This is a genomic window from Gluconobacter sp. GP1 (assembly GCF_032913585.1).
GTDB classification, from domain to species: Bacteria; Pseudomonadota; Alphaproteobacteria; order Acetobacterales; family Acetobacteraceae; genus Gluconobacter; species Gluconobacter cerinus.
In genome coordinates, this window is record NZ_JASGXC010000004.1 from 104,316 (window position 1) to 128,736 (window position 24,421).

General features: G+C 57.8%; 21 protein-coding genes. 8 read left to right on the forward strand and 13 right to left on the reverse strand.

What is annotated here, in order from left to right; genetic code table 11:
- Positions 1-47: 47 nt before the first annotated feature.
- Genes R5H23_RS11895 through R5H23_RS11910 form a run of 4 tightly spaced genes read right to left on the reverse strand, consistent with a single transcriptional unit; the run spans position 48 to position 6,806 of the window.
- Positions 48-2,096, reverse strand: coding sequence for a VWA domain-containing protein (locus R5H23_RS11895; protein WP_317215541.1), 2,049 nt, complete (start codon positions 2,094-2,096; stop codon positions 48-50).
- Positions 2,093-4,849, reverse strand: a complete 2,757-nt coding sequence (locus tag R5H23_RS11900; protein WP_317215542.1) for a DUF4159 domain-containing protein — start codon at positions 4,847-4,849, stop codon at positions 2,093-2,095. Before R5H23_RS11900 ends, R5H23_RS11895 begins: the two co-directional genes overlap by 4 nt.
- Positions 4,846-5,772 carry a DUF58 domain-containing protein gene (locus R5H23_RS11905; protein WP_317215543.1) on the reverse strand — a complete coding sequence of 309 codons (927 nt, stop codon included), beginning with the start codon at positions 5,770-5,772 and terminating at the stop codon, positions 4,846-4,848. The genes R5H23_RS11900 and R5H23_RS11905 overlap by 4 nt, the downstream gene beginning before the upstream one ends.
- A gap of 5 nt (positions 5,773-5,777) precedes the next feature.
- Positions 5,778-6,806 (reverse strand): MoxR family ATPase, encoded by a 1,029-nt coding sequence (locus R5H23_RS11910; protein WP_317215544.1) that lies wholly within the window; start codon positions 6,804-6,806, stop codon positions 5,778-5,780.
- A 94-nt stretch (positions 6,807-6,900) separates the two neighbouring features.
- Between R5H23_RS11910 and R5H23_RS11915 the strand changes: the two genes are divergently transcribed.
- Genes R5H23_RS11915 through R5H23_RS11925 form a run of 3 tightly spaced genes read left to right on the forward strand, consistent with a single transcriptional unit; the run spans position 6,901 to position 10,501 of the window.
- Positions 6,901-7,488 carry a DUF1285 domain-containing protein gene (locus R5H23_RS11915; protein WP_086632964.1) on the forward strand — a complete coding sequence of 196 codons (588 nt, stop codon included), beginning with the start codon at positions 6,901-6,903 and terminating at the stop codon, positions 7,486-7,488.
- Positions 7,485-8,690: a CCA tRNA nucleotidyltransferase gene (locus tag R5H23_RS11920; protein ID WP_317215610.1), complete on the forward strand. Its 1,206-nt coding sequence runs from the start codon at positions 7,485-7,487 to the stop codon at positions 8,688-8,690. The genes R5H23_RS11915 and R5H23_RS11920 overlap by 4 nt, the downstream gene beginning before the upstream one ends.
- A gap of 56 nt (positions 8,691-8,746) precedes the next feature.
- The gene (locus R5H23_RS11925) at positions 8,747-10,501 is read left to right on the forward strand and encodes an ABC transporter ATP-binding protein (protein WP_317215546.1); all 1,755 of its coding nucleotides are present in this window, start codon (positions 8,747-8,749) and stop codon (positions 10,499-10,501) included.
- On the opposite strand, the gene R5H23_RS11930 is transcribed toward R5H23_RS11925, so the two are convergent.
- The 6 genes from R5H23_RS11930 to R5H23_RS11955 all read right to left on the reverse strand — a co-directional run bounded on the left by R5H23_RS11930 (position 10,459) and on the right by R5H23_RS11955 (position 16,823).
- Positions 10,459-10,971, reverse strand: a complete 513-nt coding sequence (locus R5H23_RS11930) for an RNA pyrophosphohydrolase (RefSeq protein WP_317215547.1) — start codon at positions 10,969-10,971, stop codon at positions 10,459-10,461. The genes R5H23_RS11925 and R5H23_RS11930 overlap by 43 nt on opposite strands.
- Complete coding sequence (locus R5H23_RS11935; RefSeq protein ID WP_317215548.1) at positions 10,968-12,071, reverse strand: divergent polysaccharide deacetylase family protein; 1,104 nt, start codon at positions 12,069-12,071, stop codon at positions 10,968-10,970. The genes R5H23_RS11930 and R5H23_RS11935 overlap by 4 nt, the downstream gene beginning before the upstream one ends.
- 30 nt (positions 12,072-12,101) lie before the next feature.
- The gene (locus R5H23_RS11940; protein WP_099213195.1) at positions 12,102-13,568 is read right to left on the reverse strand and encodes a S41 family peptidase; all 1,467 of its coding nucleotides are present in this window, start codon (positions 13,566-13,568) and stop codon (positions 12,102-12,104) included.
- Between the two features lie 125 nt (positions 13,569-13,693).
- Positions 13,694-14,983 (reverse strand): peptidoglycan DD-metalloendopeptidase family protein, encoded by a 1,290-nt coding sequence (locus R5H23_RS11945; RefSeq protein ID WP_317215549.1) that lies wholly within the window; start codon positions 14,981-14,983, stop codon positions 13,694-13,696.
- Positions 14,970-16,508, reverse strand: a complete 1,539-nt coding sequence (gene gpmI / locus R5H23_RS11950) for a 2,3-bisphosphoglycerate-independent phosphoglycerate mutase (RefSeq protein ID WP_317215550.1) — start codon at positions 16,506-16,508, stop codon at positions 14,970-14,972. The genes R5H23_RS11945 and gpmI overlap by 14 nt, the downstream gene beginning before the upstream one ends.
- Before the next feature lie 123 nt (positions 16,509-16,631).
- Complete coding sequence (locus tag R5H23_RS11955) at positions 16,632-16,823, reverse strand: CsbD family protein (protein ID WP_046901216.1); 192 nt, start codon at positions 16,821-16,823, stop codon at positions 16,632-16,634.
- A gap of 147 nt (positions 16,824-16,970) precedes the next feature.
- Between R5H23_RS11955 and msrB the strand changes: the two genes are divergently transcribed.
- The 3 genes from msrB to R5H23_RS11970 all read left to right on the forward strand — a co-directional run bounded on the left by msrB (position 16,971) and on the right by R5H23_RS11970 (position 18,410).
- The gene (gene msrB / locus R5H23_RS11960; protein ID WP_211508710.1) at positions 16,971-17,390 is read left to right on the forward strand and encodes a peptide-methionine (R)-S-oxide reductase MsrB; all 420 of its coding nucleotides are present in this window, start codon (positions 16,971-16,973) and stop codon (positions 17,388-17,390) included.
- On the forward strand, positions 17,387-18,025 hold the full coding sequence (upp, locus tag R5H23_RS11965) for a uracil phosphoribosyltransferase (protein WP_064275018.1): 639 nt from the start codon (positions 17,387-17,389) through the stop codon (positions 18,023-18,025). The genes msrB and upp overlap by 4 nt, the downstream gene beginning before the upstream one ends.
- Positions 18,026-18,122: 97 nt before the next feature.
- On the forward strand, positions 18,123-18,410 hold the full coding sequence (locus R5H23_RS11970) for a DUF1330 domain-containing protein (RefSeq protein ID WP_099213198.1): 288 nt from the start codon (positions 18,123-18,125) through the stop codon (positions 18,408-18,410).
- 72 nt (positions 18,411-18,482) lie between these two features.
- On the opposite strand, the gene R5H23_RS11975 is transcribed toward R5H23_RS11970, so the two are convergent.
- Both R5H23_RS11975 and greA read right to left on the reverse strand, forming a co-directional pair.
- Positions 18,483-19,709 (reverse strand): threonine ammonia-lyase, encoded by a 1,227-nt coding sequence (locus tag R5H23_RS11975; protein ID WP_086632974.1) that lies wholly within the window; start codon positions 19,707-19,709, stop codon positions 18,483-18,485.
- Positions 19,709-20,182 carry a transcription elongation factor GreA gene (gene greA / locus R5H23_RS11980; protein WP_086632975.1) on the reverse strand — a complete coding sequence of 158 codons (474 nt, stop codon included), beginning with the start codon at positions 20,180-20,182 and terminating at the stop codon, positions 19,709-19,711. Before greA ends, R5H23_RS11975 begins: the two co-directional genes overlap by 1 nt.
- Positions 20,183-20,360: 178 nt before the next feature.
- Here greA and R5H23_RS11985 point away from each other — a divergent pair, with 178 nt between their 5' ends.
- Entirely contained in the window at positions 20,361-20,906 is a 546-nt protein-coding gene (locus tag R5H23_RS11985; protein WP_317215551.1) for a hypothetical protein, read from the forward strand.
- Positions 20,906-21,112 (forward strand): helix-turn-helix transcriptional regulator, encoded by a 207-nt coding sequence (locus R5H23_RS11990; RefSeq protein ID WP_046901223.1) that lies wholly within the window; start codon positions 20,906-20,908, stop codon positions 21,110-21,112. The genes R5H23_RS11985 and R5H23_RS11990 overlap by 1 nt, the downstream gene beginning before the upstream one ends.
- Positions 21,113-21,163: 51 nt before the next feature.
- On the opposite strand, the gene carB is transcribed toward R5H23_RS11990, so the two are convergent.
- Positions 21,164-24,418, reverse strand: coding sequence for a carbamoyl-phosphate synthase large subunit (gene carB / locus R5H23_RS11995; RefSeq protein ID WP_317215552.1), 3,255 nt, complete (start codon positions 24,416-24,418; stop codon positions 21,164-21,166).
- Between the last annotated feature and the right edge of the window lie 3 nt (positions 24,419-24,421).

Genomic DNA, 24,421 nt, shown 5'->3' on the forward strand with positions numbered 1-24,421 from the left:
TGCGAGTCTCCAGAATCGTCGTCCGCAACTTGTCACATGCTGCAATATCAACGTCCTTCCCGCCACCAGCCCATGCCAAGGAATATCAGAGCCAGAACGAGCGCCAGCCATGCCGGAACAAGGTCCTGTGTACGTGTCTCTCCTGCGACCGCAGTCTGACTCACAGGCAGGCCGATCCACCCGGAGCCGGAGAGATCTTGACCAGCTGTGACCTGGCGCAGATGAGGAATACCGATTCCTGCCCAGTTCTGGCTTCCGCCCGAGGCCTGGGCCGTGGCGCCCATAACTGTTGCGGTCGCGCGGAGGTCCTGCCGTTCAAGAATATCCTGTGCGGCAGGGCTGGCGAAGGCCACGAGGCCATCTTGCCGGATGGTCCAGATCCCGCTGCCTGTTACAGGCACTGTGCCATGCCAAAGGCCTTTTCCGCCTGTCATGGGGAGGGGCTGGGTGTGCCCGTCCGGAAAGGTGACCATGGCTTGCGGTGTTATTGTTGTCTGACCCAATGCGTGACGGTCCACCACAAGCTGACCATTTTCAATGCGGGCACTCAGCCGGTTTTCTTCAAGATCCGGCTCCTTCATGAGCCAGTGCGAAAGACGGCGCAGCAACTCAGCCTGCGGACCCCCGCCGCCCTCATTGCGGGACCAGAGCCAGAGCTGATCAGACAGCAGCATCGCCACGCGCCCTTGATCCACTCGGTCAAGCAGAAGGAGAGGTGAGCCATTGGGGCCGCTCATTAGATTCTGGCCGTGGGACTGATCCACCTTCGCTGAGCGGTACCAAGGGCCCCAGTCAGCGCTGTTTCCCAGTCCCGCAGTGACAGGATGAGCTTTGCCAAGGTCTGTCAGGGCCGGACGAAAAGCCTGCGTTACGAGACCATCGGTTGGGACATGTGCTGGAAAAACCTGAGCCAGTGTCGTGTCCTGCAAGGAGCCATCCTGCACGAATTCTGGCCCCGCCGTGACAAGCAGGCCACCACCACGGCGAACATAATCCGCGATGTTTGTCAGATACTCTTCCGGCAGGATATTGCTGTTACGAAATCCATCCAGAATAATGAGATCAAAGCTGCGGATTTTTTCCTGGAACAGTTCCCTGATCGGGAAAGGTATCAGCGCCAGATCCGAAAGCGGTGTGCCATCATCTGTGCTCGGGGAGCGGAGAATGGTGAAGTGGACCAGATCGACCGACGGGTCCGCTTTCAGCAGGCGGCGCCAAACACGCTCACTCTGGTTCGGGACGCCAGAAACCAGCAGAACGCGCAGACGGTCCCGAACGCCGCGAATGCGAATAACATCGTTGTTGTTCAGCGTAGAGGCCTCGCCTGGGAGGACTGAGACGGAGAGGCCAACCAGTGTTTCACCGGGGTGCTGAACAGGAACGGTAATATCTTGCGGCTGGCCTGTTTGGATTGTCCGGGTCGTTGCAGAAGCATCTCCCGCACGGACAGTCAGGGTTGCTGTCGCCGGGGCAGGCGTTCCCAGATCGTCGACTTGAAGGCGAATGGTCGCGTTCTGGCCGACAATGGCATACGGCGGAGTGCTCAAAATTCGCAGACGACGATCCGTTTCTTCTCCCTTCGCCGCCAGAACCAGATGAAGCGGTAATCTCTGTCCGTTCGGCCCCTGAAAGCGAGTTGGAAGCCGGGACGGAACGTCATGATCCATGCCATCCGTGACAACGATGGCCCCGGCAAACCGACCTTGCGGCAGATCCGCGTGATCCATCGCGTCAAACAGGCGCGTTCCGTGGCCTGAGCCTCCCGGCACATCAATGCGATGAAGTGTCAGGCCCGGCAGGTGCGTTGCATCCTGCGTGATCTGATTGGCTGTCTGATCTGCGAGAGATGCACGCTGCCCGACCTGCATGGACGGAGAATGATCCACGATCAGAAGGGCATCCTGTGGAACAGGTCGAAGAACTGGATGCAGGGAGCGCGGTCCAGCCATCCAGCCCAGAAGCATCAGAACGGCCAATGCACGCCAGACCATCCCGCGTGCACCACGCACCAGACCGTAAAGGGCGCCTAAAATAATGAGTGCGCCCACAGTAGCCAGAAGCCAAAGTGGAAGCATGGGGGCAAGGTCGAACGTCATGGTGCGTCCTCCTCGTCTTCGTCCGTGCCGACGGAAGGGGTTTGCGTGTCAGGATTGTCCTGCCCCAGGCGATGGAGCATTTCCGGGTAATGGGCCTGATCGCTCTTGTAGTTTCCGGTCAGGGCGTAGAGCACCATGTTGACGCCAAAGCGATAGGCTTGTGTGCGTTGATCATCCCCGCCGGGGAGAACGGCGTAAGGGTGGTTACCGGACGCATCGACAGCCCATGCGTGGGCCCAGTCACCGTTGCCGATGATGACAGGACTGACATCATCGTTCGCTTCATCTCCGTTACGAGCCACATAAACGGGCTGCCCATTGACGCGCCCCGGGAAGCCGCTGTGGAGCAGATAGAACGTGTGCCCCAGAACGTGCTTGTCCGTAAGTTTGGCAAGAGGAGGAATGGTCAGTCCGTCCGTGACGCGCTTCAAAGCGGCTCTCACAGCACCTCCTGATCCTGCATCCATATCCGTGCCGGCGCCCTGCTGATCAATGAGCAGAATTCCGCCGTGATCCATGAAGGCGTTCAGGGCTTTGGTGCGAGCGGCATCCGGTTGTGCATCTGCTGTAATGGGCCAGTAGATGAGCGGATAGAACGCCAGATCGTCTTTCCCGGGAACAACACCGTCAGGGTGTCCAAGAAGGGCAGAGCTTCGGGCACTTGTATAGTCAGACAATCCCTGAAGTCCCTCCCGGGAAGCTGTATCCACATCGTCATTGCCCGTGACGACGTAAGCCAGCCGGGTCTCCAATGCGGCCTGCGGCACCGTTGTCGGGAGTGCTGAGGGGACTGGTTGCTGAGCCTGAGCCTGAGCCTGTTGGAACGAAAGTACCACAAGTGCACCACACAGAGGGCCAAGCAGGCCACGCCGTCGCAGGGACAATGCAAAATCCACAAGCAATACCAGCAGTCCGGTGGCAAGAAGCCATGGGCCAAGCGGCCGGTCTGGCGACGCGCCTTCAGGCGTAAGCTGCGTTCCCATGAGCGCCTCTTCATGAAGCGGAGGGGCATGGTCTGACAGGTTCAGTGGGCGTGTTCCGTGGACGGGACCATAGAGCCCTGCTGGGTGAGTGACGCTGACTTCTGTGGTGGCAAGAGCATTGGCTTTGACGGCCCTGGCTGCTGCGGGAGGCATAATAAGGCCGCCGGTACTGTCCAGCGTGCGCCAAGGGGTAAGATCGGTGGGGCTCGTGCCAGTCACTCCTGCGGAGCGCTCGATCAGACGCTCCAGCATCTGTGGAAATAGGCCGGAAATGGGAAGATTGGACCAGTCAGGAGAGGCTGTGATGTGGAACAGGACAATTTCTCCATTGCCTTCCGACCGTGCCGTGACCAGCGGCGTCCCGTCTGCCAAGGCGGCCCAGACGTGATCCTGCAAACCCGTTTCCGGCTTCGCAAGAACCTGGCGTGAGACTGTCACGTCTGGCGGAATGGCGAGGTCAGCAAAAGGCGACGTGGCAGGGAAAGTTTCCAGAGCCTGAGGCTTGCCCCAGGACATCGGCCCCCCAAGCTGGCGCATACCGCTCATCAGGGGAACGGGCAGCAGAGCATCCGGTGCGTCGTCGGTCGCGTTATCCTGTTGCGAAGACTGAGCGGCTGCAAGGCCCGGCCCAGCAAAGCGGATAAGCATTCCACCATGGTGGACCCACTCCAGAACGCGGTTGCGGGTCTGGTCGCCAGACAGGGACCCATCGGTGGCCACCAAGACGGAAAGTGATGAACCAAGCAGAGCGTTCGCGTCACCGGTTCGGCGTTCCGAGAGTGTATCGAGCGCATGGTTAAGGAAGAATGCTGAACCAATGAGCGGTGTGTTGTCGCCGGGCGTCTGAAGGAGACCAACAGGGCGACGATGCCCGGCGTCTCCTCTCAGCACTGTCGTCGCTGGGCCTGCCAGGCCTTCTACAGCGAAATGATCCAGCTGGTTACGAAGCAGCGCAGGTAGCGGAAGTATTTTGTCTTCGCCAACCTGAACCGGATACGCTGCCAAGGTCCCGCTATTCCCTGCAACGGCACGAACCGTGACTGTTCGGCTGGGGCAGGAAAACCCTTCGACCTTTGCATGAAGAGTGCCGTTTGCCTCTTGATTGGCGCTCAGGCGTAGAACATCGCAGGGGTTCCAGCGCATATCCTGCACGGCTTCTGCTTTGCTTAAGGCTTTTTGTAGAGCTTCGTCATGAGGGGCGGCGACCCCGTCAGATAGCAGAGTAATATGTTGGTTCGACAGATCCATATGGCCAAGCTCGTCAGCCAGCCCTGCGCGATCAACCGGCCAAGGCTGAGGGCGCATGTGCTCAAGACGTTCCGAAAGAGCGTGGCTATCTCTCGTAACGAAAGGCTCCGGCATTGCGCCATCGGGGGAGCGGGCTGCACGAACAAGTGTTACCGGGTTTCCGCTGCGGAGAGCCGATTGTCCAAGGGAAAGAGCCGCTGCAACGCGTTCATTCCAGTGCGGGATTGCGGCCCATCCGTCATCCATAACAATGAGGACGGGACCGTTAGTCTTCCCAGAGCTGTGTGGAATGAAAACGGGACGGGAAAGGCCGAAAATAACCAGTGCAACTGCGGCAATCCGGAGAATCAGGAGCCACAGAGGCGAACGGGCTGCATCCTCCCGCTGCGCCGTCAGGCGGCGGAGCAGCAGCAGTGATGGAAAGGATTTCTCCTGCGGGGCAGGAGGTGTCGCGCGGACAAGCCACCACAGCGCTGGAAGTGCCAGTAGACCAAGCAGAAGAAGAGGCGAAAGAAAAATCATCGTCCGCTTCCCATGGCAAGGTGGAGGGCCAGCAGCGCAGGGAGTGGGTCCTGCGACGTTTCATGCACAATGCAGTCTGCATGCAGGTTTGCTGCACTTGCTTTCAACGCATCCAGATGCGCTGCGACTGCGTGTTCATAGGCTGAATTGAGACTTTCCACGGCGGGAAGGGTCAGAACACCGCCCTCCAGACCGGAAAAGCGGATTCGTCCTGTCTGGTTAAGGGAACGCTCGCCGGGATCCAGAATGCAGAGCAGATGGACGCGGACAGGCCGACTGGCGCAATGCTTGAGAACGGCTTCGATCCGGTCTTCTTCCCAAAGAAAGTCACTGATGAGAACCAGATCTGTCTGAGGTGACAGCGCATTCAGGGGAGGAAGTTCTGGTTCATCCGTCGAAGAGTGAAGGAGAGCTTCGCCAAGCCGGCTGAGCACCTGAGCTCCACCAAAAACGCGTCCGGCTTCTGGCCCTGTCAGAAGGCCAGCCCGTTCACCACCGCGGAGAGCCGCACCGGCCAGTGCCAGTGTACAGAGCTGAGCACGCTCCCGTTTGGTGGGGAGCTGGTTGGAAGACCGCCAGCCCATGGATGCAGAAGGGTCGCACCACACGAGCAGAGACTGGGCGTTTTCCCGCTCCCGTTCCCGCACCCAGAACGTGTTTTCGATGGGAGAGCGCGCGGACTGCCGCCAGTCAATGGCCGTTGCCGGTTCCCCAGAGTGATAGGGACGGAACTGCCAGAAGTCTTCTCCACTCCCGGAACGTCTGCGGCCATGTGCGCCGGCCTGAAGGCTGGCTGCAATCTTTTCGGCCTGAAGCAGCAGAGCCGGCAGGGCGAGTTGCTCGGCTGGTGCCGTGAGAGAGGCGGGAGAGGGCCTGTTCTGGGAAGAGAACAGGCCCCGGAGCGTTTCAATCGGACTTTTCACAGGGGTCAGAGGATCGTTTGAGCCTGTGCGCGGATCAGGGCTTCGACTGTTACGCCGGAGGCCCGCGCACTGAAGCCAAGACCGATACGGTGTGAGAGGACGGGTTCTGCCAGCGCGATGACATCGTCCAGGCTGGGGGCAAGACGGCCGTTCAGCAGGGCGCGGGCACGGGTCGCAATCATCAGGGCCTGCGCGGCGCGAGGACCTGGGCCGAAAGAAACGGCATCCCGCACTTCGGAAGAAGCAGACGGGTCTTCTGGACGAAGCGCGCGCGTCAAGCTCAGGATTGCGTCAACGATTTTATCGCCAACAGGAAGCCGACGAACGAGGGCCTGTGCTGCCAGAAGGGATTCGGCGTTCAGAAGCGTCGGCGCCTGTGCCGTCGTGGCGCCCGTGGTTTGCAGGAGCATCTGGCGCTCTGCGTCCCGATTTGGGAAATCCAGCGGAATGCGAAGCATGAATCGATCGAGCTGTGCTTCTGGCAGCGGGTAGGTGCCCTCCTGCTCGATCGGGTTCTGTGTTGCGAGAACGTGGAAGGGACTTGGAAGAATGTAATCCTTGCCCCCCTGCGTCACGCGGTGTTCTGCCATGGCCTGCAACAGGGCGGACTGCGTGCGGGGGCTTGCGCGGTTGATTTCATCCGCCAGTACAAGCTGTCCGAAGATCGGGCCAGGAAGGAATCGGAACGCCCGCTGTCCGTTAACGTCCTGATCCAGGATTTCAGCACCCGTGATGTCTGATGGCATCAGATCAGGCGTAAACTGGATACGCGTGGCATCCAGGCCCAGCACGCGGGAGGCCGTGTTGACGAGAAGGGTTTTGCCGAGGCCCGGCGCGCCCATCAGAAGTGCGTGACCGCCAGACAGGATCGTGACGAGAACCTGCTCGATCACCCGGTCTTGTCCCAGCACGATACTGCCGATAGCTGTGTGGACATCGCGGAGAACAGGGGCCAGACGATCGGCCTCGGCCACATCTGCTTCGCCCCGGAGGGTTCCGGCGGAGGCGCCGGTAGAATAATGCTGCTCGCTCATATCACCAGTCTGACAGGTGTGGGGGTTTCATCAAGGCTCGATTGCACCCAACTTGGTGTGAGAAGAGAAGTTTTCATTTTAACCGGAGGGAAAATTGAGCGCTCATGATTGTCGGGATGTCTCCCCATCTGACGTTTTCCCCGCGACGGGATCTGCTGATGCGGCTCCAGCACCGGCTACCGGTGTCCGGAAAATTCCATTTCTGATTCGTAGGGATGGCACCTGGCTGTATCGGGGGTCTCCCGTGACGCGCAAGGCGATGCTTTGCATGTTTTCTTCCATGCTGACACGCGATAGCGAAGGCACGTACTGGCTGAAAACGCCCATGGAAAGCGGGGTTATTCAGGTCGAGGACGTCCCCTACATCGCCGTTGAAATGGACTTTCGGGGAAGTTGTGGGCGCCACCAGACGCTCTGTTTCCGCACCAATATGGACGAACTCGTTTGCGTGGGGCCGGAACACCCTATCGCGTGTGACTGGGACCGTCCGCTCGATGAGTGTGGCGCCATTCCTTACGTTCATTTGAGAAACGGGGAAGGTGATTTCCCGATCCAGGCGCGAATCAGCCGATCCGTCCATTTTGAGCTCGCGGCTCTTGCCGTGCAGGGCCATGTTGAGGGCAAGCCGTGTCTGGGCGTCTGGAGTCAGGACTGTTTCTTCCCGTTATCCCGCCAACCATGATGGAGACATCCGGACTTTTGGCCCGTCTGGACGACCGGAGTGGTCTGGATGTGTTGTGGAGGCTCCTGCCAGAGGCACGTTTGGTTGGCGGGTCCGTCAGAGATCTGCTGCGGGGCGTCTCCGTGCACGATCTGGATATGGCAACACCTGAGCCTCCCGAAAACGTACAGGACATTCTGAGGGCCGACGGAGTCCGGGTTATTCCGACCGGATTATCTCATGGCACTGTGACGGCTGTGATTCGGGGTGTGTCGTACGAAATTACAACTCTGCGACGTGACGAGCAGACAGATGGTCGGCATGCTGTTGTTGCCTGGACAGAAAGCTGGGAAGAGGACGCTGCACGTCGCGATTTTACCATCAACGCGATGTCTCTGGATCGGCATGATCGTCTGCATGACTATTTCCAGGGCAGCCAAGATCTTGAAGCCTATCACGTTCGATTTGTTGGAAACGCCGGGCGTCGCATTGAGGAAGATGCTCTGCGGGCGCTCAGATTTTTTCGCTTCGATGCGCGCTATGGCAGGGGAACACCGGATCATGAGGCCTGCACGGCGATTGCGGAACGGCTTGATCTGATTGATGGCTTGTCTGCCGAACGGATTGCTTCAGAGCTGCTACGGATTCTGACGGGGCCAAGGTTGCAGGAAACGTTGCAGGCTATGCAGGACGTCGGCCTTTTGGCTCGGATTGTCCCTGCACCCAATCTGGTCCTGTTACAGCGGCTTCTGATGTGTGAAGCGCCAGAAGATCCAGTGTTGCGGCTGTCGGCTCTCGGTCATGGGCAAGGTGAAACGTTGGCAGAGCGTCTAAGGCTCTCCAATGCGGATCGTGACCGGCTGCGTTTGTTTGATTTTGATCGGCCAGATCTGGCACCCGCAATGTCTGCTGACGATATCCGGCGAGCACGTGTGGAACAAAACCTTCCCGTCTTGCTGGACAGAAGCTGGCTGTTGCAGGCTGCTCTCATGGGTGCCCCGAGTATTGAATGGAACAGGCTGCGAGATCGTCTGACGCAGGAACCGCAACCTGTGTTCCCGCTTGGAGGCAAAGAGGCCAGAGACGCCGGGATTATGCCAGGCCCAGGCATGGGGCAGTGGTTGGCTAAGGGGCGTTTATGGTGGATGAACCAGGGGTGCCTTCCGGGCCGAGACGCATGCGTGGCGTATCTTCTGGATGAGATGGGCGACGCGTCAGAGTAGGCACATGGTGTCGTCGCGGTTTCGTGCTTTTGCAGAGGCCTGCTAAACCCCATCGAATGAGCAGAAAGACAGCCCTTGATACAGACAGCCAGATTCTGATTCGACGGATCTGGCGTGATGAAATGCGTCATCACGTGCGCCAGATTGTGAGCGTGGTTGTGCTGACGGTTCTGATGGCAGGACTGACGGCGCTCTATCCAGTGGTGATCAAACGCGCTGTAGACATGTTTGCGGCTCAGGACCCGCGCATTCTCTATCAGGTGCCGGCACTCGTTGTGATTGTGACGACCCTCAAGGCTGCCTCCCAGTATGGGCAGACAATTGCCGTTCAAGGGCTGGTACTGACTGTTATCCGCGGGCTTCAGTCGCGGATGTTTGCACATGCTCTGCAAACGGACATTTCGCGCATTGAGCGCGAAGCGCCTGCTCAGTGGGCCGCACGTTTCACAACGGACGCTGTTTCGATCCGTGAAGCCATGATTCGGGTCGTGAATGCGCTGGGCGACGCTGTTACTGTGGTCGGGCTTGTAGCAGCTATGATCTGGGCTGACTGGGAACTTAGCCTGATTGCCCTGGTGCTTTATCCCGTCGCAGCAGTGCCGATTCAGAAGCTTGGTAAAAAGGTTCGTCGGGCTTCGGGGGGAATGCAGGAGCAGATTGGCGAGACTTCTGCGCTCCTCAATGAGAGCTTTGCCCTGGCGCGTCAGGTGCGCATTTACCGGATGGAAAGCCGGGAAAGCGAGCGCGTCGATCATTCTCTGGATCTGTTGCACACTGCTTTTCTGCGGATTGCGAAGGGACGTGCACGCGTCGATCCCGTTCTGGAAGTTCTGGGTGGAACAGCTGTTGCCGTTGTGCTGGGCTTCGCTGGGTGGCGTGCGGCCATGGGGGGCGCTACGCTTGGCGATTTCACAGCTTTCATCACAGCGCTGCTGACTGCGGCGCGCCCAATTCGGGCTCTGGGCTCTCTCAATACGGCGATGCAGGAAGGATTGGCCGGGCTGTCTCGTGTCTTTGCAGTGATTGATGAGCCTCCTGCGGTTGTCGAACGGACGGACGCGCTGGCGGTCCCAACTGGGACAGGGCATCTGGTTTTCGAAGAGGCGTCCTACGAATACGAAGATGGGCGTGTCGGATTGGCCGGTCTGACCCTGGATGTTCAACCAGGGCAAACAGTCGCGCTGGTGGGCCCTAGTGGTGCGGGAAAGTCGACTGCACTCTCCCTTATCCCACGTCTGCATGACGTGACGGCAGGGCGTATTCTGCTGGAGGGCGTAGATATCCGGGATGTGCGCGTATCGTCCCTGCGTGATGCGATTGCGTATGTCAGTCAGGACACGACGCTTTTCGATATGTCGCTCATGGAAAATATCTGGATTGGCCGCCCGGATGCGAGCAGGGAAGAGGTCGAGAACGCCTGTCGGATGGCGGCTGTCGATTTTCTCGGCAACCTCCCGCATGGACTGGAAACGCGTGTTGGGCCGGGGGGGCGGCGCCTTTCAGGAGGACAGCGACAGCGTGTTGCTCTTGCGCGGGCTCTTCTGCGTAACCCGCGCGTACTGTTGCTGGACGAAGCAACAAGTGCGCTGGATTCCGAGAGTGAATCTCGTGTTCAGGAAGCTCTCGGTACGCTTCGCACAGGTCGCACCACTGTTATTGTGGCGCACCGACTTTCAACCGTGCAGGCTGCCGACGTTATCGTTGTGATGGATGGAGGCAAGGCCGTTGAATCTGGGTCTCATGCGGAGTTGCTCAAAAAGAACGGTCTCTACGCCCGCTTGGTCCGAAGCCAGTCTCTTGAAGCGGCCTGATAGAGGTTTTTGAGTTCAGGCAGGAGCGTTTCATAAAGCTCTCGTTTGAACCCCAGATTGCGCTGAAGAAGATCCTCAGGGGCAATCCATTCCCATGTATCGAACTCGGGCGGGAGATGAAGATCCAGACGGATATCCCCGTCTTCCCCATCAAATCCGAGAACGAACCATTTCTGTGTCTGGCCTCTGAATTTTCCGCCTAGCGCGCGACCAATCAGGGCAGCAGGAAGATCATAGGACAGCCAGTCCGGCCGTTCTGCGAGCAGTGTCGCCTTCGTGCACCCAGTTTCTTCTTTAAGTTCACGGAAGGCCGCAGTTCGCGGGTCTTCTCCGTCATCAATACCGCCCTGGGGACATTGCCAGATGTCTCCAGGAAGATCGGCGCGACGGGCGACGAAGAGCTCTCCATGACGATTGAACAACGCCACGCCAACATTTGGGCGGTAGGGCAGGTCTGAAAAATCGGTCATAGGGGTGCCGTCTGGATGTTTGTTGACTGAATGGATGCCTGATGATCCGTCGTGCCGTTATCGGCAAGTGCGGAGGGTGGGACCAGAATGAAACGCTCTGCCGCCGGGCTTTTCAACCATGCTTCAAGGCGGTCGATTGCGACGGGTGTCAGCGGCCCCATCATCAACAGAATATGGGTGGGCTTGGCCCCGTCTGGGACTAGGGCTGCAAACTTTGCGTCAAGCGTTTTGGCATCTGTGTCACCATTGATCCACGTGGACGCTGTCATACCCCGGATACGACGGTCTTCCTGCGAAGATCTGCTGATATACAGAAAGCCACGGCTGGAAATCGTATCTGCCAGAGATTGAAATGCAGGCGTAGCTGCGTAGCCATCTGCCGGTTGGCTGTCTCCGGCTTCGGAAGCATCTGTTAGACCTGTGGCCCCTTTAGCCTGCGAGAGGCACCAGTCCAGTTCCTGTCGGTCTTCCGCTTCCGAATTGCCATAGCCTAACGCATGAGGGCCTTCGTCAACCTGCTCCGGATGAGCGCTTTGCATGGGGAGTGTGACGTAAGTTTCGCGATGGGCAGCGTGTGCTCGGGACAGGACGTCCGTCAGGTTGCCAAGATAGGGTGACACACCGACCGCAACAGGCTCAGGGATGCGGGAAAGGACGTCATATGTCATGGCGTCTGAATACCCGAAACCTTCGAGCACGATGGCCACAACGCTGTTGCCTGAAGTTGTAATTGTTGCCAGATCAGTATGGGTTGTCTGCGCAATCGGAGGCGGCATTTCCGGCGTTTTTATAGCTGACGCAGGTTGCACTGGTGAGACCGATGAATTTGCATTGAGAGCGGCTTTGGAATTCTGAATTACCGGCGTAGCCTGAGGGGAGGTCTTCTCACCAGAAGCAGCATTTTTTGGCGGGTGTGACGGTATCGCCAAAGCCACTTTAGTTTTTTGTGGTGGCACGTCAGCAGGTGTCTGATGCCGAAGCATCAGGGCTGCTGCCGTGCCGCCAACCAGGACGACACCCCAGAACACGATCAGAAGACGCCCGATAACGGGAAGGCGGCTCCAGAGCCCAGAGCGGGATGAAGCGGGACGGTTCTGCACGGTCTGGGCTGTCCTGTATCGTTCTACGGGTTAGTGCGTCGGCGCCGGTGCAGGGGCGGCCTTTTTGTCTGCTGGAGGCGCTTTGACTTCCGTGGCCTGCTCTACAGCCGGTGCAGGATTGGAAATTCCAGCCATGGCGTTGACGACCTTGATGGCCTGCTGCAGCTGGAAGTCCGTCGCAGGTTTGGTCAGATCAAATTTCGGCCAGTCTGCCGGCGGAGCTTTCGGAATGGACTTTGAGATCGGGGGCAGGTCAGTCCGAGGCGTTTCTGCTGTCCGGTTTCCACCGACATTGGTCAGAATGTGGGACAGGTCTGCTTCCCGATAACCATAGGCGTCATCGTCCTTGGTTTCCGCAACGGGGATGTCAGGCGTGATGCCCAGTCCCTGAATGGAGCGGCCAGATGGCGTGTAGTAACGCGCCGTTGTCAGGCGAACGGCACCCTGATCTCCAATAGGAATCAGCGTTTGGACAGACCCCTTACCAAACGTCTTTTCACCCAGAATGACAGCCCGACGATGGTCTTTCAGCGCTCCGGCCACGATTTCACTGGCAGACGCAGAGCCGCCATTGGTCAAGACGACAATCGGAAGGCCATTTGTGATGTCCGTGCCGCGCGCATCCCAGCGCTGGTTGTTTTCAGCATGCCGCCCGCGGATGGAGACGATTTCTCCCTCCTTGATGAAGTCATCAGAGACGGCAATAGCCTGATCCAGCTTGCCTCCCGGATTGGACCGCAGATCAAGGATGATACCTGTCAGCTTGTGGGCTGGACTCTTGGCAGCTTCAGCTTTCAGCTTGTCAAAAGCGGCATGCATTGCGCCTTCGAGATCATCGTCGAACTCTGTCAGGCGAATATAGGCAGTGCTGCCGTACAGAGCGGACCTTACGATCTGGACGTGAACGATTTCGCGCTTCATGTCGAACGTGAGTGTCTTGCCCGTTTTCGGACGAACCACCGTCAGGCTGATGGATGTTCCTGGATCGCCGCGCATCTTGCGAACAGCTTGATCGAGCGTCAGGCCATCAATGCTCTTGTGATCCACCATGGTGATGAAATCACCAGTCTGGATACCAGCCCGTGCGGCAGGCGTGCCATCAATTGGTGAGACAACGCGCACATGGCCGGATTCAGCCTGAACCTGTAGGCCCAGACCGCCGAACTTGCCGGAAATCTCGGTCTGCATGTCCTTGAACTGGGCGGCAGTCATGTAAGACGAGTGGGGATCGAGTTCACCAACCATGCCGTCCAGGGCATTGTTGATGAGATCTTTGTCCGTCACGGGATGGACGTATTCAGCTTTCACAACATCCATGACCGTGCCGAGCAGGGTCAGGAGGCGAACGGTTTCAGCGCTGTTGTCGTGAGAGACGTCGCGAGCGATGGCGGCGGTGGGGAAACTGCCAGCGGACCCGACGAGACGCAGTGCGCCCGGTCCGACAGCCAGTCCGGCCAGAAAGGCGGTGCCCAGCAACAGGCCAGTACGGAACTTCATGTGATCTCCATCCTCGGGAACGGGCGTGCTTCCGGCGTCTCTTGCAGTGTGTGAACTAGCGCGAAACGGGTTGCCGAAATGTTAAGACGTGATCTTACAGTGTCCTGCCCTGTCAGAAAACAGGGTCACAGAAACGGAGCAGGGCTGACGATCTGGGCGCCGTGGCGCAGTTGGACAAAGAGCAACCCCTCAGCAGACGGCATTTGCCCAAGTGCGGCAGCTTTCCTGACACTTTGCCCGCTGGAAACACCCAGTGAACCCAGACCAGAGAGAACAAAGCGGTAATTCTGTCCGCAATCCAGAATCAACATCTGTCCAAAAGAGCGGAACGGACCAGAAAAGACGATTCGGCCACTGCACGGAGCTTGAACGGATGCAGAAGGCACAGCGGCATAGGTGATGCCTGTTGACGGACCGGCTTCCGTATCCTGTCCCCACCGGACCGCAATACGCCCGGTGACAGGTGCATGGCCGCTCCCGGAAGAAACACCATTCCCGGCGGAAAGAGCTTTGACCTGAGCACGGGCTTTGCGCGCCTGTTCCATCTGATGGCTCTTTGCGAGCGCACGGGCTTCGGCTTCCAGTGTTGCTTTGGCCTGAGCTTCCTGCCGGGCGATTGCGTCGATTTCTGCGGAAAGGTCCGCAGACGCCTTCATCGCTTCGGCAACTGCGGATTTCGCACGGCGTGCGGCCTGGTCCGACACGTTTTCCTGCTTGGCCGCAATCCGGGTTCTGGCGGCCGCGATATCACGTTGATGCGTTTGTGACTGAAGGAGGCTATCGAGCTCTTTCTGGCGGGCTTCCAGAGTGGCCCCGATATCCTGAAGCTCATCTTCCTTCGTTTGTAAGTTTGCTGCCCGCTGCTGGGTCAGGCGGGAGAAACCTCCTAAAATGGAAAGTGCGGTAATGCTCTCCGTCGCAGTCGTCGGGGAGGCCAGTAGAGCAGCATCAGGCGCTATCGAGAGTCTCGCTGCAACGGGCAGGAGCGGTTGGAGCGCTTGGTTTTCGTGGGCGATATCCTGCCGCACGGTTGCTTGCCGACTGGTGAGATCTGCGATTTCGGTGTTCAAAGCCGCGATACGGGAACGTGTAGTCTGTACCACGGTCTGGGCCGTATGGGTCTGAGCGGCCAATGCATCTTTGCGCGCGCTATCCTGCAGGGCCTTTTGCTGTGCGGCAACTGCGGCAGCCTGTCTGGCACGGAGTGTGGCGGCTTCCTGAGCCTGCTGTGTCTCAAGCGCTTTCCGGGCAGCCTGAGCTCGGGCCAGTGCTTGTTGTCCCGCGCTCAGGGCATGCGTCGGGTGGGCGTGGGCAGTGGTATGATGCCCATGAGGCGTGGACGCAGTCGCGGCCACCAGCAATGGCGAGAACGCCAAAACCAGTGGCAGAACGACGGCTGGGTCAGGCGTTTTCAAGCAGGGAGACGCCTGTCATCGCTGGGGGCTGAGCAAGACCCAGAAGTGCCAGAAGCGTCGGGGCCAGGTCTGCCAGGCGTCCGTCGTGAATCGTTTTGCCCTCAGCATGGGCCAGAATGACCGGAACGACGTTGAGGGTGTGGGCCGTATGAACGCCGCCCGTCTCAGGGTCGCGCATGGTTTCGCAGTTTCCGTGATCGGCGGTGACGACCAGTGTGCCACCTGCACGGACAAGTGCGTCATTGATGCGGCCCAGCCCTTGATCAACAGTTTCGCAGGCCTTGATGGCAGCGGGCAGGGAGCCTGTGTGGCCAACCATATCCGGGTTTGCGAAGTTCAGAATGATCATGTCGAAGCGGCCGGAATCAATGGCTTCTACAGCACGATCTGTCAGTTCGGGAGCGGACATTTCTGGTTGCAGGTCGTAGGTAGCGACCTTGGGAGACGGCACGAGAATGCGTTCTTCGCCCGGAAGCTGAACTTCACGACCGCCATTCAGGAAGTATGTGACGTGAGGGAATTTCTCAGTTTCTGCCATACGAAGCTGAGTCTTGTTAGCCTTGGCCACGACCTCACCCAGAAGATCTTCCAAAGGAATTTTTGGGAACAGGACTGTCATGTAAGGGGACAGGTGATCCGAGTAGCGCGTCATGCCGGTAATGGCGGCAAACTTGATGCGGCGGCCGCTGTCGTATCCATCAAAGTCCGGAGCAACGAGAACATCCAGCAACTGACGGATACGGTCGGCACGGAAATTACAGGAGAGAATGCCATCGCCGTCTTTCATGCCACCATACTGTCCGAGTACGGTTGGAAGGACGAATTCGTCTCCCTTGTCCTCCGCGTAACTGGCTTCGAGTACAGAGAGGGCGTTATCGGCATGAGGGCCTTGACCATCACGGATCGCATCCACGGCCAGCTTGACGCGCTCCCAACGGCGATCGCGGTCCATGGCGTAGTAGCGGCCACTGATTGTGGCAATCTGTACGGTTTCTGGCAGATCTCGAAGGAGGGCTGAAATGAATTCCTCGCCGGAGCGTGGGGGAGTGTCACGGCCGTCGCTGAAGATGTGTAGAGCGACAGGCACCCCTGCTGCGCTGACGATTTTCGCGAGAGCCAGAATATGGTCCTGGTGTGCATGAACGCCGCCGGGCGAGACGAGACCCATCAGATGGCAGGTTCCACCTGAAACTTTCAGCGCATGAATATATTCTTTGAGGGCTGTATTTTCGGCGAGTGAGCCGTCACGGGCGCTGCGGGAAATGCGAGGCAGTTCCTGCATCACGACGCGGCCTGCACCAATATTCAGGTGGCCGACTTCGGAGTTGCCCATCTGGCCTTCAGGAAGCCCGACATCTTCTCCGCATGTTTTAAGAAAAGCATGCGGGTTATTCGCCCAAAGTCCGTCAAACGTTGGGGTGTTTGCCATTCTTACCGCGTTATCGGAGTTTTCTTCACGCCAGCCGAACCCGTCCAGAATGACAAGCATGACGGGGCGGCGTGGAGAAGAAGCGGTATGGGACATGATTGGACTTCCTGTCTCGCATTAAGGAGGAAAAGATTGTTGGGCATTATGCCACCTCTCCTCCAAAATGCGAACGCCCGCCAGATGGCGGGCGTTGCAGGTGACATGACAGTCGCGTGAGCGTCAGATCTTGTCGATGCCGCCCTTGACGGCATCCTTGACGTCGCCCTTGGCGGTCTGGGCCTGTCCCTTTAGATTTTGGACAACGCCTTCACCTTCAAGCTTTTCATCGTCGGTGACGCGACCAACTTCTTCCTTGATCTTGCCGACGACCTTGTTGGTGGCGCCTTTGATCTTGTCTTCAATGGAGCTCATGACATTACCTCCTGAAACAGGGTTGCCGAACATAAACGGCTGGTGAGGCAGGAAGTTTCATATCTTGTACTCAGATATGCGTGACAAAGCGGCGTGTGGCTTCCATATATCCAAGACTGAAAACCTCAGATTTTCTGGAGATTGACCATGACCCAAAGCTGCGGTCCCGTTTCGGGAACCAATGGCGGGGGGTGTGGCGTCGGCCTTACGCCGGAACAGCGCCGTATCCTGCTCGAGCATGGCACCGAATATCCCGGTTCCAGCCCGCTGAATGATGAAAAGCGAGCGGGAATTTATGCCTGCGCAGGGTGTGGGCGTGAACTTTTTTCATCCGCCACGAAATACGAGAGCGGAAGTGGCTGGCCGTCTTTTTTCGCGCCTTTGGAAAACGGTGTCGGGACGACGCAGGACGCCAGCCACGGAATGGTTCGGACGGAAGTGCACTGTGCGGGTTGTCATGGGCATCTGGGGCATGTTTTTCCTGATGGGCCACCGCCTACAGGGTTACGGTATTGCATGAACGGTCTGGCACTCGATTTTCGCCCGGCCGAAGGAGAAAAAGCATGAGTCAGGCGCTGCCGCCTATCGTTCTCGACCACCCGCTGGTGCGCCACAAGCTGACCCGTCTGCGTGATAAGAATACATCTACAGCAGGCTTTCGTCGGCTGACCCGTGAGCTCAGTCTGCTTCTGGCATACGAAGCGACGCGCGGGCTTTCTCTGGCGTCTCGCCATATCGAAGCCCCGAGCGGGCCAATGGAAGGTGAGGAACTGGACGGCAAGAAGCTCTGCTTCGTCTCCATTCTGCGCGCAGGAAACGGCCTTCTGGACGGAATGCTGGATCTGGTTCCGTCTGCGCGCGTGGGACATATTGGTCTGCGCCGCGACCATGAAACGCTGGAAGTCAGCGAATATTATTTCAATATGCCAAGCGACGTTCCGGGGCGGACATGTATTGTTCTGGACCCGATGCTCGCCACGGGACATTCCGCCGCGGCGGCTGTTGCGCGCGTCAAGGAAGCTGGTGCGATTTCACCTGTTTTCGCCTGCCTGCTCGCGGCACCGGAAGGCATTGATTACATGACGAAGCTGCATCCCGATGTGCAGATCGTAACGTGTTGTGTTGATCAGAAGCTTGATGAACACGGATATATCGTCCCCGGTCTGGGCGACGCTGGCGATCGTCTTTTCGGGACGCGCTAAAAAAGGGCTCAAATGTTCAGCACACGCGCTTGTGTGCTGAACATCCCGCCGTTTTGTGGCCGGTTATGCATCACCCCCGTTCAGGAGATGAAGTACCATGACCGCTTACGCTATTTTCATTCGTGACAAATTGACCGACCCAGCCGAATTTGAAGCCTATTCAAATGGTGTTGGTGAGACCTTCAAGGGACATCCGGCCAAAATTCTTGCTGCCTACGGAAAGCAGGAAAAGCTTGAAGGTATCGAGCCGGATGGTGTCGTTATTGTCGAATTTCCGGATATTGCTGCTGCCCGGGCCTGGTATGACAGCCCAGCCTATCAAACGGTCGCGAAGCATCGCTGGAAAGCCGCTTCTTACAACGTGGTGATTGTAGAAGGCGTCTGAATTTCGGAAATTAGGTTGCAGTTGCATTGTGTTCGGCGCTGGTAGACCAGTTCGAACACAATGCGTGCAGTTTCAGTCCCGTCGAACGATGTAATGACGGGCAAGATCGGTTTCGATCTGCGTGGCGTGTTGAGTGTCACGAGCTTCGATCATCACAACCAGTTCGGCTGTCTGAACTGACGGCGAGGCAAAAAGGCGATGATGGGACACTTCGATGATGTTTCCGCCGTAGTTGCCAATGCGCGCGGAAATGTCAGCCAGCATTCCGGGGCGGTCGGGAATTTGGAAGATCAGGCGAAGAATTCTTCCGTCCCGGAGAAGGGAGCGAAGGATTGTATTCGCCAGAATACGGGCATTGATGTTGCCACCCGACAAGGGAAGGGCAACCTTGCGGCCCTTGAACATCTCAGGGTTGGCCAGAACAGCAGCCAGACCCGTCGCGCCAGCGCCTTCGCAGACCTGCTTGGCTTTTTCCGCCAGCGTCGTGATGGCGCTTTCGACCTGAAGTTCGTTGACTACGAGAATTTTGGAAATCCGGTGACGAAATGCTCTGAGGCAATGATCGCCCAACTGTGTTACGGCAATGCCTTCAGCAATTGTCGAGCCGCCGAGAGTGGCGCCACCTTCCGTCGGAAATGCGGCTAGAGAGGCATAAGCCTCGACCTGCACGCCAATGATTTCCACATCGGGACGAAGTGCAGCCATGACGGTTGCAAAACCACCGATCAGGCCACCACCGCCGACAGGGACGACAACCGTATCAATGTCAGGCGCATCTTCAAGAAGCTCGAGTGCAGCAGTCCCCTGACCCGCAATGACGGCAGGGTCATTGAACGGATGGACGAGGACCCGGCCTTCTTTATTCTGAATTTCTTCCGCCGTTACGCATGCAGAAGCAAAATCGTCACCTGCGAGGACAACATTTGCTCCCCATGCCTGCGTCGCTGCAACTTTGGTTGCTGGCGTAAAGCGGGGCATGACGATCGTGGCATCAATACCAAGAAGGCTGGCCTGACGCGCCACACCCTGTGCGTGATTGCCTGCCGAGACTGTAATAACGCCGCGGGCGCGTTCCTCGGGCGTCAGAAGCGCCATTTTGTTGGCTGCTCCCCGTTCCTTGAACGAGCCAATAGCCTGAAGATTTTCAAGCTTGAGCGTAATTTCGGCACCTGTCAGGCGGGAAAGGGCCGGGCAGGCAATCGTCGGCGTGCGAACGACCGTGGACGCAATACGCTTCTGAGCGTTTTCAATGTCCAGGAGGGTCACGACAGGGGCGACGGACGTCAGGACGTCAGACATTAGCGGTATGTGACTTTCAGGATCTCGTAGCTGCGGTCACCACCGGGAGCGGGAACGGAGATGGTGTCGCCTACATCTTTGCCAATCAGTGCCTTCGCCAGAGGAGACGAGATTGAAATCAGGCCCTGCTTGATGTCGGCTTCATGAACACCGACGATCTGATAGGCGTTTTCCTTGTCCGTCTCTTCGTCAACGACTTCGATATGCGCGCCGAAACGTACTTTCGTGCCGGTCAGGGTCGAAGGATCAATAACTTCTGCCGAGGAAACAATGCTTTCCAGCTCAAGTACGCGACCTTCGATGAAAGACTGACGGTCTCGGGCGGCGTGATATTCGGCGTTTTCGGAAAGGTCGCCATGTTCGCGGGCTTCTGCGATGGCACGAATGACTGCAGGGCGGTCAACGCTCTTGAGGGTACGCAGTTCGTCTTCAAGACGCTGCAGTCCCTTTGCGGTCATGGGGATCTTCTGCACTCTGAAATCCTCGGAAAAGCGTGACTGAAATTGAATGAACAGCCTGACAACATAGGATTTTAGGGGGGTTTATGCAAGGTGGCGCGTTTTTGTTTATCGAAAAGCAATAAATTCTCTAGCGAAACGAAATGAAACATATTATTGAAAAACGATAAATTCATTGTCAGGGTGGGTAAGAATGATTGCAGGTACGCGTAAGGGCAGGACAGAGAGAAAAATCGAATATGCATTGACCCTGCTCAAGCTGTTCCGTCTGCTCCTTTGGCTTCCCATTGGTTTTTTCGGGATGGCTACGTTTGTTATCATTTTTATTGTAATTGTTGACCATTTCCCCATGGATAATTCTCTTGGATATACGAAAGAAGATTTATGCTGGAGCTTTGTATTTATTTGTGAATTAGTAATAATTTACTCTTGTTTAGAAATAATATTCAGAATTTTTTCCAAAATTTTAATGAACTCCAGACGGGGAAATATTTTTACAAAAGAAAATGTGAAAAGAGCATATAAGATTTTATTTCTTGGGTTTGTTTATGATTTCCTCATGCCTGTAACGAATTATATCCATGATATTTATAGTTTATCAGGATTGGGTTTTGCGAATTGGATTGGCTATTTTGCTGAATTTCTGTCAGGCGTGCCTGAAGCGATTGTCCTGTTTGCTGTTGTGTGGCTTTTTGATTTAGGAACCCAGCTTCAGTCCGAAATGGATGAGGTCATTTAATGCCGGTTCAGGTCAGTCTGGATGCACTGCTGAAAGAGCGCGGTATGTCTCTTACGGAGCTGTCAGAGAAGGTCGGCCTGACTCTCGCCAATCTTTCAATTCTCAAGACTGGTAAGGCAAAGGCAATCCGGTTTTCCACGCTTGAAGCGCTCTGCCATGTGCTGGAGTGTCAGCCGGGAGATCTTCTGCGCTATTCCAACGATTGAATACAAAAAAGCCCGCCAGATTGCTCTGACGGGCTTCTTTGCTGGAAGGGCTTAGAACTCGCCCTTGAAGTAGGACTGAAGCGGAGCGACGCCGAGGTCGCCTTCCTTAAGAACCGCGATGGCGTAGGTTGCCGCGCGGGCACCGGCAATCGTGGTGTAGTGCGGGATGCCCATGGTCAGAGCGCCGCGACGGATATCGTAGCTGTCACGTGCGGCTTGGCCACCCTGCGATGTGTTGATGACCATCTGAACGTCACCCGAGCGGATGGCATCCACGCAATTCGGACGGCCCTGCATGACTTTGTTCACGCGCTTGACCGGAATATTAGCCGCTTCCAGGCGTGAAGCTGTTCCGCTGGTTGCAAGAACGGTGAACCCCATTTCAACCAGTTTGCGGGCTAGCGGCTGAACATGTCCCTTGTCGCTGTCACGAACGGACAGGAAGACCGTTCCAGCCAGTGGCAGCTTTACGCCGGCAGCAAGCTGAGACTTCGCAAAGGCACGCTCGAAGCTGGAATCCAGCCCCATGACTTCACCCGTAGAGCGCATTTCCGGACCGAGGATCGTGTCTGCGTTCGCAAAGCGATGAAACGGGAAGACGGCTTCCTTGACCGCAACGTGCGGGGAGACCGCCCCGCCATCCAGGCGGAACTCGGACAGACGCGCGCCAGCCATAACGCGAGCGCCGATTTTGGCAACCGGAACGCCTGTTGCCTTGGCAACGAACGGGACGGTTCGGGAGGCGCGGGGGTTCACTTCAAGGACAAAGACTTCTTGATCCTTGATGGCGTACTGCACGTTCATCAGGCCGCGGATGCCAAGCTCACGAGCCATGGCTTCCGTCTGGGAGCGGAGTTCCGTCACCAGTGCCGGGGAGAGCGTGTAGGGTGGCAGTGAGCAGGCAGAGTCACCGGAATGGATACCGGCTTCCTCAATGTGTTCCATGACGCCGGCGACATAGACGTTTTCGCCGTCCGAAATGCAGTCCACATCGGCTTCGATGGCATCGTTCAGGTAGTGATCGAGCAGGACCGGACCAGTGGAAACTTCCGGGCCAGCAGCGCGCAGAACCGTATTCAGGTAATGCTTCAGACCTGCGTTATCATAGACGATTTCCATCGCACGGCCGCCCAGAACGTAGGATGGACGGGCAACGACCGGGTATCCGACCTCTTCGGCCACTTTCTCGGCTTCTGCCGGATTGCGGGCAATGCCGTTACGTGGCTGGCGAAGACCCAGCTTGCGCAGCATGGTCTGGAAGCGTTCACGGTCTTCCGCGCGATCAATAGCGTCAGCCGGGGTGCCGAGCAGCGGGATACCTGCCTCTTCAAGTGCGCGGGACAGCTTGAGAGGCGTCTGGCCACCGTACTGAACGATGCAGCCCAGAACCTTGCCACCTTTCGCTTCCGTGCGGATCAGAGCAATGACGTCTTCGGCCGTAAGTGGCTCGAAGTACAGACGATCGGACGTATCGTAGTCCGTGGAGACAGTTTCCGGATTGCAGTTGACCATGACTGTTTCAAAACCGGCTTCACGCAGGGCGTAAGCGGCATGAACGCAGCAGTAATCGAACTCGATGCCCTGACCAATCCGGTTCGGTCCGCCACCCAGAATGATGATCTTGTCGCGGGTGGTCGGGCGGCTTTCGCATTCCGGCGTGCCATATCCGCCTTCATAGGTGGAATAAAGATACGGAGTGTCAGAAGCGAACTCTGCGGCACAGGTATCGATGCGGCGATAGACGGGCACGACTTCAAGAGCTTCGCGCTGTGCTGCGATGTCCGGAATGCTCTGGCCTGACAGGCGGGCAAGCTGGGCGTCAGAGAAGCCCTGGGCCTTCAGACGGCGCATGCCGTAGGCGTCTTTTGGCAGGCCATTCTTCTCCACGTCCCGCTCAGAAGACACGATGTCTTCAAGCTGGCGCAGGAACCAAGGTTCGAACTTGCAGGCCTGCTGGATCTCTTCGACCGTCAGGCCGGCGCGCAAGGCCTGGGTGGCCATCAGAATGCGTTCCGGGCGTGGTTCTGCAAGAGCAGCCAGATAGGCGTCTTTCGAACCATCGCCGGGTGCTTCAACCGGGTCCAGACCCATCAGGCCCGTCTCCATGGAGCGGAAGCCCTTCTGGATCGCCTCGGCAAAGGAGCGCCCCACGGACATGGCCTCGCCGACCGACTTCATGGACGTGGACAGCAGGGCCGGGGAGCCCGGGAACTTCTCGAACGTGAAGCGGGGGATCTTGGCGACAACGTAGTCGATCGTTGGCTCGAAGGAAGCCGGGGTCGTCTTGGTGATGTCGTTCTTGAGTTCGTCCAGCGTGTAACCAACGGCCAGCTTGGCGGCGATCTTGGCGATCGGGAAGCCGGTGGCCTTTGAGGCAAGCGCGGAGGAACGGGAGACGCGTGGGTTCATCTCGATGACGACCAGACGGCCATCGGCAGGATTAACGCCAAACTGCACGTTGGAGCCACCGGTCTCGACGCCGATCTTGCGCAGGCACGCGATCGAGGCGTCCCGCATGCGCTGATATTCCTTATCGGTCAGCGTCAGGGCCGGGGCGACGGTGATGGAGTCACCGGTGTGCACGCCCATCGGGTCGATGTTTTCGATGGAGCAGATGATGATGCAGTTATCCGCGGTGTCGCGGACCACTTCCATCTCGTACTCTTTCCAGCCGAGGACGGACTCTTCGATGAGCACCTCCGTTGTGGGAGAGGCATCAAGGCCGCCTGCGACGATCTGGTCGAACTCTTCGCGATTATACGCGATGCCGCCACCTGCGCCGCCCATGGTGAAGGACGGGCGGATGATGGCGGGCAGGCCGACATCAGCCAGTGCCGCGCGAGCTTCTTCCAGCGTATGGGCGATGGTGCTGCGCGGGCTTTCGATCCCGATCTCGTCCATGGCTTCGCGGAACTTCTGGCGGTCTTCCGCGCGGTCAATGACCTCTGCGTCCGCGCCGATCAGTTCCACGTTGTGCTTCTTGAGGAAGCCAGACTTGTCGAGCGCCATGGCGGCGTTCAGGGCTGTCTGGCCACCCATGGTCGGCAGAACGGCGTCGGGCTTTTCCTTGAGGATGATGCGCTCGACGAATTCCGGTGTGATCGGCTCGATATAGGTCGCGTCCGCCAGACCCGGATCAGTCATGATCGTGGCCGGGTTGGAGTTGATGAGGATGACGCGATAGCCTTCCTCACGCAGGGCCTTACAAGCCTGTGCGCCGGAGTAATCGAACTCGCAGGCCTGTCCGATAACAATCGGGCCTGCGCCGATGATCAGGATGGACTTGATGTCTGTCCGTTTTGGCATGGC

Coding starts and splice junctions, on each gene's coding strand:
- R5H23_RS11990 (WP_046901223.1), top strand. CDS start 20,906: ATGCCGGTTCAGGTCAGTCTGGATGCACTGCTGAAAGAGCGCGGTATG.
- carB (WP_317215552.1), bottom strand. CDS start 24,418: ATGCCAAAACGGACAGACATCAAGTCCATCCTGATCATCGGCGCAGGC.
- R5H23_RS11920 (WP_317215610.1), top strand. CDS start 7,485: ATGATGGAGACATCCGGACTTTTGGCCCGTCTGGACGACCGGAGTGGT.
- R5H23_RS11985 (WP_317215551.1), top strand. CDS start 20,361: ATGATTGCAGGTACGCGTAAGGGCAGGACAGAGAGAAAAATCGAATAT.
- R5H23_RS11910 (WP_317215544.1), bottom strand. CDS start 6,806: ATGAGCGAGCAGCATTATTCTACCGGCGCCTCCGCCGGAACCCTCCGG.
- R5H23_RS11930 (WP_317215547.1), bottom strand. CDS start 10,971: ATGACCGATTTTTCAGACCTGCCCTACCGCCCAAATGTTGGCGTGGCG.
- gpmI (WP_317215550.1), bottom strand. CDS start 16,508: ATGTCCCATACCGCTTCTTCTCCACGCCGCCCCGTCATGCTTGTCATT.
- msrB (WP_211508710.1), top strand. CDS start 16,971: ATGACCCAAAGCTGCGGTCCCGTTTCGGGAACCAATGGCGGGGGGTGT.
- R5H23_RS11955 (WP_046901216.1), bottom strand. CDS start 16,823: ATGAGCTCCATTGAAGACAAGATCAAAGGCGCCACCAACAAGGTCGTC.
- upp (WP_064275018.1), top strand. CDS start 17,387: ATGAGTCAGGCGCTGCCGCCTATCGTTCTCGACCACCCGCTGGTGCGC.
- R5H23_RS11975 (WP_086632974.1), bottom strand. CDS start 19,709: ATGTCTGACGTCCTGACGTCCGTCGCCCCTGTCGTGACCCTCCTGGAC.
- R5H23_RS11970 (WP_099213198.1), top strand. CDS start 18,123: ATGACCGCTTACGCTATTTTCATTCGTGACAAATTGACCGACCCAGCC.
- R5H23_RS11900 (WP_317215542.1), bottom strand. CDS start 4,849: ATGATTTTTCTTTCGCCTCTTCTTCTGCTTGGTCTACTGGCACTTCCA.
- R5H23_RS11895 (WP_317215541.1), bottom strand. CDS start 2,096: ATGACGTTCGACCTTGCCCCCATGCTTCCACTTTGGCTTCTGGCTACT.
- R5H23_RS11925 (WP_317215546.1), top strand. CDS start 8,747: ATGAGCAGAAAGACAGCCCTTGATACAGACAGCCAGATTCTGATTCGA.
- R5H23_RS11940 (WP_099213195.1), bottom strand. CDS start 13,568: ATGAAGTTCCGTACTGGCCTGTTGCTGGGCACCGCCTTTCTGGCCGGA.